We start from the raw sequence: 6,904 nt of genomic DNA on the forward strand, positions 1-6,904 counted from the left end.
AGCAAAGCCGGCGCCTATTTTACCTCCTATAGCAAAAGCCACCTGATAGGTTTTCCTAGCCATTCTTACCCCCTTCAGAAATTGCGTCTATCCAGTCTTCTATTTCAAAAAGTGTCATCTTAAGCCAAAACTCTATGGAAGAATTGGTTCTTTCTGCTAGAGTTAGACAGATTTTTTTAAGTTCCCTGCTAAGCTTTCCATTAGTTCCGCTAATGCCGTTCCTTCTAAAAAACCCTTAGTTGCAGAGCTCACCTTTACCCAGTCTTTTGCTTTCAAAGATCCTATTGTCTCAGCCCTTACTCCAGCTGATTTAGCAGCTATATGTTTTCGAAATGACAGAGAAGACTCTATCCCCATAGATGAAAAAGCCTCTCCGGAAAAAAGCAGTTCCTTTTCTGCATCTATGAAATCTTGTGTCGTAAGAGATTCAAGATCGAGATTAAGTTCTTTTATCTCTTTGTCACCCTCTTTTACTGGTTGTTCAAGTATTATTTTTTCCACGTTATCCCTCCTACATTCCCAGTGCAGATCTTACGTCTGCCAGCATATCTGTCCCGTCTACAATATCTATAAAGTTTAGTTGATCGATTTCTCTCACTACTTTGTCATCGATTTCTATTTTAAGATAAGTTGTAGTGTATTCTGTACTCGAATCAGTACCTTTACCCACATCTAGTTTCCCTAGTCCTATTTTTTTAGCCTGGGTTCTCACAGCTACTCTGACTTTTTTGACTACGACTTTTCCTGTCGATTGATCTGTTTCTTTGAGGGCACCGTAAAACTCCATCTCCTGCTTCTCATATGGAGATATGTTTATCCCCTCTTTTATCATTGTTCTGTAGTTTACAGTCAGAGACATGGCACCGTAATGCCCTGGAGTGATGCTCTCTATCTCCCCTGCTATCCCTGCTCCTCTTATGGATTCTGATATAGCTTCTATATCAGGGAGAGTCACATCTACCACAGCAGTGGGAGTAGCGCCCCCACTGATATATTGTTTAAAGTTTATTAACTGCTCAGGTATATTCATCTGTTACCTCCGATTATTTTTTTACGCTGCCAGCAGTGCAAAATAAGATGTATCAAGCTCGATTTTAAACTGGATCTCTTCAGCAGGGTTTGGTGTTGCAAAATATAAGTGGAAAACAATCTTCCCGTCGATCAGCTGGTCAACAGTGTTCTCAGAGTCTAAAAACTCAACTCTTCCTCCAAGAATGTACTCTTTGTTAGTCAATCCTTGAAGCCATATATTGTTTGAGTCTGTGATAGTCCTAATCAATCTCCTGTTTGTAGGATCGTCCACCTTAGAGGCGTATGTCAGGATTAGTTTATTCGATACCCAGTTAAACATCATTCTCTGTACTAACCATGAATTTTTAGGGTCTGTATCCCCAGGATAAGCTCCTGTCCTGTTCCCCCACATTGTCCAACCGTTAGAAAAATTAAGAGCTGTAATTATTCCTTGACCATTTAAATAATTTGCTTCATCAATCCCTAATTTCACTTCTGTTTTATCACTAAGTACTGATGAATCCGCTTGTAACGATTTGTTTGATATGGACCTATAAGGGACATCGTCATAATCTGCAAATGTTTTCATCATCAAAGCGGATGCCTGAGAAGAAAGATGATATTGTTTTTCTCCAAGCGATACTTTTGGCCAAAAAACTGCTTCATGAGTATCCACGTAATTGTTATCGTTTTTCCATCCTGGAGCATCACTATATTTTTTTATAGTTCCGGTAGGGATATCTACCAGTGCTATGGCTTTAAACATACCGTTGATTGCAGCTGCCTTTGCTTTCATTACAGCCTCTACAGTAGTTACTCCGCTCCATTTTGGAGAAGATATAGTCGTTGGTATCAGCCTAAACTTTGGATATACCTCGTGTACCAGCTCAAGCCCCTCTTTTGCTCCTGTTGTCCCGTCTATGCCTCCTACAATGTCATCTGCATCTACAAGTGAAGGATCTAGTTTTGAATAATAAGCTTTCCCTGTTGTCGCTGCATCGAGGGCTCCACCAGAGATTACACTTACGATGACTTTTCCATCATCATCAAATGACAGTATGTAGTCCGTGTCTTCTGCATAAGTCACAGCTCCAGCCGCATCTTTGATCAGAAGTGTGTTGAGAAGTATCCCAAACTCTGCAAGAGTAGCCTTTCCAGATGTATAAGTCACAACCTCATCAGTTACATCAGCCTTATGTATTGCCGGATCAAGGACGTTCACTATTGCCAATGGCCCGAATCCAAATTTACTAAAATGCGCATCTATCTTTTCACAAATAGTATAGTTTTCAAAGTCATCTGTATCCCCAAACTTTTCAACAGCCTCAGTGTAGTTATATACCAGCTCTACGCTGTTCACCGAGTATTCTCTATCAGGGTTCATATTCACCGGAGCAGTTCCTACGACAAAATCGAGCGTCCCTGTTTCGACTGTTGCAACTACTGCCGTGTCCATTTCTTGTGTCGTTACACCATGTTTGTAACTCATTAGTTACCTCCTCTCATCTGTCTCTCTATTTTTTCGTACATGACCTGCTCAGCACTGCCTTTTTGAGCAAGCTTTACTTTGCATTCTGTTAGCTTCTCCAGCTCCACTACCAGTTTTTGAGCAAGAGGATATTTTTCAAAAAACTCTTCATAAACCTTTGGAACCTCACCTTTAAAAACAGCATCTTTGGAGATCCCAAATTTAATTGCCGACGGTCCTATGTATATCCTTCTTTTTATCTTATCTACTTTGTTCTTTTTTACAGCTCTTTCAGATAATTTTTCATCTTCGGCTGTGGTACTTTTTTTTACTTCTTCTTTTTTATTCACTTATAGTTCCTCCTCTAATAATGAAAGAGTGCTTCTGTTTATTGTTGGTGCTTCAAAATTCATGACAACTTCTCCCATCCATACAGGGTACATCTGTTCTTCATACGGTGTCAGCCTGCAAGGATATGTTACTGTGAACTTTTCAAATACATATTTAGAAAAAATCTCATTTTTAATACCAGAAAGATAATTCATCAAAGTCGCATATCCCTCTGAGGTGTCTTGGTTGTAGATTGCTACATAAAACCGCACCTCTATATTCCCGTCGTTCTCTGATTTTTCTTCCTGTTTGCTTGTCCTTAGGACTATACAAGGTACCTGAGAAGATGCACTTTCAGGAGGGAGATAGCCTGTTTCTACCTTGATGGGTCTCAAAACTTGTAGTTCAGAAGCTTTTTTCTTAGGGACTTCCAGCAGAGTATCTTTGAATTTTTCCTGAAGAAACTCTTTTAAAGTTTTTTCTAGTTCCAGTGCCAACATTACTTTATCCCCCCTAAAATTCTTCCTATCTCATGATCCAGTCTTTCAGCCACCTTTTTCATAGCCAAATCCTCCACATAGCCTGTCACAGTATTAGTTCCAAGCATTGTTGGTATAGATGGCCCGTACTTCCCTTCTATAGGCGTCCTTTTTTTACCTAACCTTTTAAATACACCTACGTGGCCACTTTGCATCTTAGCCTTAAAAGCTCCTGGAAGAGGCTTTAAGCCTCCCCCTTTTTTTACAGAAACTTTCAGTACCGGCTTTCCGGAGTTTACTTTAAATTTTGTTAATTGCATGGCGTGACCGGTTGCCTTTATTGTTGCTTCCAGATTTGAAAATGTCGCCTTTTTAATCTGAATTGTATTTCTGACATCTGTGGATTTGACGGTATACTCAGAGGCTACCTTTCTTGCTGCCATTGTCTTTGCAAAGGAAGCCGACCTGTTCACCGCTGAGCTTACAGCCCTTTCCACGCCGTTTTCTATCCCAGAGAGTATTCTTTCCACTCTTATGAGTTCGTCTGCTGATATTTCTACCATACAGCGTGCTCCTGGAGCTTGATCTCTGTGATGCCGTCTTGATCATCTGAAGAATATACAGTGTATGGAAGGCCGTCTAACTCGACTTTTTTCCCTTGCTCATAGATATCCTGGATGTCTGAGGTCTTGATATAAAGAGTTGTAACCTTCTTATATACCCCTTCCTTTAGCTCCTCGTCATAAGCCCCTGTTATATCCTCTGTTCCTGTACTTTTTATTGCTGTAAAGGTAGTTCCGTCAATGTTGATCTCTTCCCCAAATTCATCCAAATCAAGGAATATATCTAGCTCTTCGGCTATCATCTCTTTAAAACTCATCTACACACCTACTTTTTTTCAGGTTCAGGTTTTTTAGCCGCTCCTGACTTTATCAAGTGTTCTGCATCCTTTTGGGGGAAACAATGTGTTCCCCCTTTTACATATATTTTCCCACTGTGTCTCACATTCCCAAGAAGCTCAAGTTTTACCCCTTCTTGGACTTCCTGTTTTTCTTCAGTGGGAATTTCTGGAATTTCATTTTTATTTATCTCTTCCTCAAGTTTGATTTCTTGAGCGTCATTTTTAGCTTTAGCCATTTATTTTATCCTCCTTATACTACCTTGGAATAGAACCAACCGTCTGCATCATCAGGCACTATTGCAGGTGCAGAAGCAAGTCTTAGACAGTCATAATCTGCACCTTCGGGACTCCATACTTTAGGAATTCTGTCTCCCACAAATACACCTTTTCCTCCCTCTGATTTTTGTGCAATGGCTCCATAATGAACCTCAAAACTTTTTGATTTAACGCCGACAATCCCTCCTGCAGGCAGTAATGACTCATCCGCTTCAGTAGCAGGATTTTCTACCCAGTCCACATATGAGTAGATATCAAGCTCGAGCTCAGGGATTGTTCCGATATACTTTGCACCGTCTCCCAGGCTTCTAGGTTCTATTCTCATTACATCAGCTGTAGTGTATTTCAGTTTGGCTGTTACGTTTTCATTAGATTGGAATGCAGAGCTTGCTTCAGGAGTCATTATAATGCTGTCTATATTTATCCCGGTAGCCTTCAATATTTCTAACTGTTTTTCTTTCAGGTACGCTATAGGATCAGAAGCTGCATCTGTCCACAGCTCTGTTCCGGAAAGTGTCTCAAAATTCCCCTCATCAGATCCGTAAGTGATAGCTCTGCTTACCCCTTCTCCATCTATAGGCATTGAACCTGTCGTGATGAGTTTTGACAAAAGCCACATCTCTCTTCTTGCTATGGTATCAGTAAGCTCTGCGAGCTCCTTTGCCATCTGCCCCTCTGCCATCTCTTCAGAGCTTACAGAATCTCCGTAGACAGTCTGTCCGAATTGCTGTTTAAGCATGTCTTCTGCATGGGCAATTGTAAAAGGCTTTAAGAGCCCAGGTTCTATTTCCATGATTGAAAACCCGTCTTTTTTTATCAATTGTCCATTTATGTATTTCCCCACAAAAGGAGCCATTTTTCTTCTGGCTTTCTTTGTGTGTACCTCAAATTTGCTTGTCATTTCGTCTACTGATTTACTGATCAACAGGTTCCAAAGAAACATATTTGGTTTTTTTGTTTGTTTTGTTGCTGCTATTAGAGTTTTTAAATCGTACATACTTCCTCCTCATTTTTAAAAGAATTTTATTTTATGAAAATATTTAGTTTTCTAGCCGGATCTGCAAGCGTATCTACATCAAACCCATCTTTTACAGTGAGTTCCCCTTTGCTAAACTGTCCTGTAAAAAATGCCTGTGCTTTTCCCTCTGCTGCCAGTGTGATGTCTTCAGCTATGATGCAGTCCACTGTGGAAACGTCATAGTTAGTTTCTCCCATTAAATTGTAGGCTCCGCTGTATTTCCCCAGTACCGTACCTCTTTTCCAAGTTCCCGCTGGGACAGTCACCTCTTGTACCAGTGCTGGTATTACTGCTCCGTTAATCAGGTTGTCTCTTGCAATGTTTTCCATTTATTACAGCCCCCTTCCTTTATTTGCCTTTTCAGCTATTCTTTGTGCTCTCGCCTGCATCGCTTGTTTTTTCTTTTCTTCATCGGAGATATGCCCGTCTCCAGAGGAAGCCACCTTACCCACGCCAGATGCCTGGGCATCAGCTACCTTTTGTACAAATGTTTCAGCTCCTGTTTTTATACCGCCTTGCAGTACTGGTGCAGTCTCTCCTTCTGGTTTCACAATTGTCGTTGCTACTGCTGCCAAAGGTGTAATATCCCCACTTTTAATAGCTTTGAGCATCAAAATTGATACCTCTCCTGCTGCTTTGGGTTCTTCAAATTTGTACTTTGCAAGAAACCCCTCGCCTCCAGGTATAGACAATTCTTCGATCTCCTGCATTCTTGTTCTTTCTTCAGCTACCCCTTCGTTGTAGATCTCGTTGTAGAGATCCAGGTGCTTTGCTTTCAATTCAGCTTTTGTCATATCTTCCTCCTCTTCTTTTATTGAAACCTCTTTGAGCCCGAGGGTTTCCAATTTATTCATCAACATCTTTTGTTGTGGCAATCCAGATAGGTCTATTTTTCTGCCATCCATCATGAGCATTTTATTGACTGGGTCTATCTTTGTATCCTCGCTATAATCAATGATTTCGTCTATAAAACCATATTCGAGAGCTTCATCTGCCGTGAGATATGTCGTTTTTCCCATAAGTTCCTTTATGGTATCCACACCTGTCCCTGTTCTTTCAGAATATATTTCCGCTGCAGTATCCATCATCTTATCCAAGTTATCTGCATACTGCCGCATATCCTTAGCTTCGCCGCTGCTCCAGCCCCACGGATTATGTATCATGATCATTCCGGCCTTTGACATCTTTATCTCATCCCCGGCCATGGCAATAATAGACCCCATGCTTGCAGCAATACCGTCCACATAGACAGTCTTTTTTGCACTGTGAGTTTTTAGCAGATTATAGATGGCATACCCTGAAAAAATAACACCTCCAGGAGAATGGATTCTTACGTCCAGCTCATCCACTGTTCCGAGATCATCGAGATCTTTTTTAAACTGCGTCGGAGTTACTTCTGCCCAATACTCTCCTACTTCTCC

Annotated in this window: 11 protein-coding genes; all 11 read right to left on the minus strand. The window is 40.9% G+C overall.

Translation table 11 applies throughout. The annotated features are described in order from the left end of the window. Positions 1-162: 162 nt before the first annotated feature. The gene (locus tag ABZA26_RS04565) at positions 163-501 is read right to left on the minus strand and encodes a hypothetical protein (protein ID WP_372713332.1); all 339 of its coding nucleotides are present in this window, start codon (positions 499-501) and stop codon (positions 163-165) included. 10 nt (positions 502-511) lie between these two features. Further along, positions 512-1,030, minus strand: coding sequence for a phage major tail tube protein (locus tag ABZA26_RS04570; protein WP_372713333.1), 519 nt, complete (start codon positions 1,028-1,030; stop codon positions 512-514). 21 nt (positions 1,031-1,051) lie between these two features. Further along, positions 1,052-2,500 (minus strand): phage tail sheath family protein, encoded by a 1,449-nt coding sequence (locus tag ABZA26_RS04575; protein ID WP_372713334.1) that lies wholly within the window; start codon positions 2,498-2,500, stop codon positions 1,052-1,054. Next, positions 2,500-2,829, minus strand: a complete 330-nt coding sequence (locus ABZA26_RS04580) for a hypothetical protein (RefSeq protein ID WP_372713335.1) — start codon at positions 2,827-2,829, stop codon at positions 2,500-2,502. Before ABZA26_RS04580 ends, ABZA26_RS04575 begins: the two co-directional genes overlap by 1 nt. Then, positions 2,830-3,309, minus strand: a complete 480-nt coding sequence (locus tag ABZA26_RS04585) for a hypothetical protein (protein WP_372713336.1) — start codon at positions 3,307-3,309, stop codon at positions 2,830-2,832. Then, the gene (locus ABZA26_RS04590) at positions 3,309-3,851 is read right to left on the minus strand and encodes a phage tail protein (RefSeq protein WP_372713337.1); all 543 of its coding nucleotides are present in this window, start codon (positions 3,849-3,851) and stop codon (positions 3,309-3,311) included. Before ABZA26_RS04590 ends, ABZA26_RS04585 begins: the two co-directional genes overlap by 1 nt. Then, a complete protein-coding gene (locus ABZA26_RS04595; protein ID WP_372713338.1) occupies positions 3,845-4,168 on the minus strand; it encodes a hypothetical protein in 324 nt (107 codons plus the stop codon). Before ABZA26_RS04595 ends, ABZA26_RS04590 begins: the two co-directional genes overlap by 7 nt. Positions 4,169-4,176: 8 nt before the next feature. Continuing rightward, the gene (locus tag ABZA26_RS04600; RefSeq protein ID WP_372713339.1) at positions 4,177-4,425 is read right to left on the minus strand and encodes a hypothetical protein; all 249 of its coding nucleotides are present in this window, start codon (positions 4,423-4,425) and stop codon (positions 4,177-4,179) included. Between the two features lie 14 nt (positions 4,426-4,439). Beyond that, positions 4,440-5,462 (minus strand): major capsid protein, encoded by a 1,023-nt coding sequence (locus ABZA26_RS04605; RefSeq protein ID WP_372713340.1) that lies wholly within the window; start codon positions 5,460-5,462, stop codon positions 4,440-4,442. Between the two features lie 26 nt (positions 5,463-5,488). After that, positions 5,489-5,812, minus strand: a complete 324-nt coding sequence (locus ABZA26_RS04610) for a hypothetical protein (RefSeq protein ID WP_372713341.1) — start codon at positions 5,810-5,812, stop codon at positions 5,489-5,491. 3 nt (positions 5,813-5,815) lie between these two features. Then, positions 5,816-6,904: head maturation protease, ClpP-related (locus ABZA26_RS04615; protein ID WP_372713342.1), on the minus strand; the 1,089-nt coding region annotated here is incomplete at its 5' end.

The organism is Ilyobacter sp. (assembly GCF_041583315.1).
In the GTDB taxonomy this organism is placed as follows: Bacteria; Fusobacteriota; Fusobacteriia; order Fusobacteriales; family Fusobacteriaceae; genus Ilyobacter.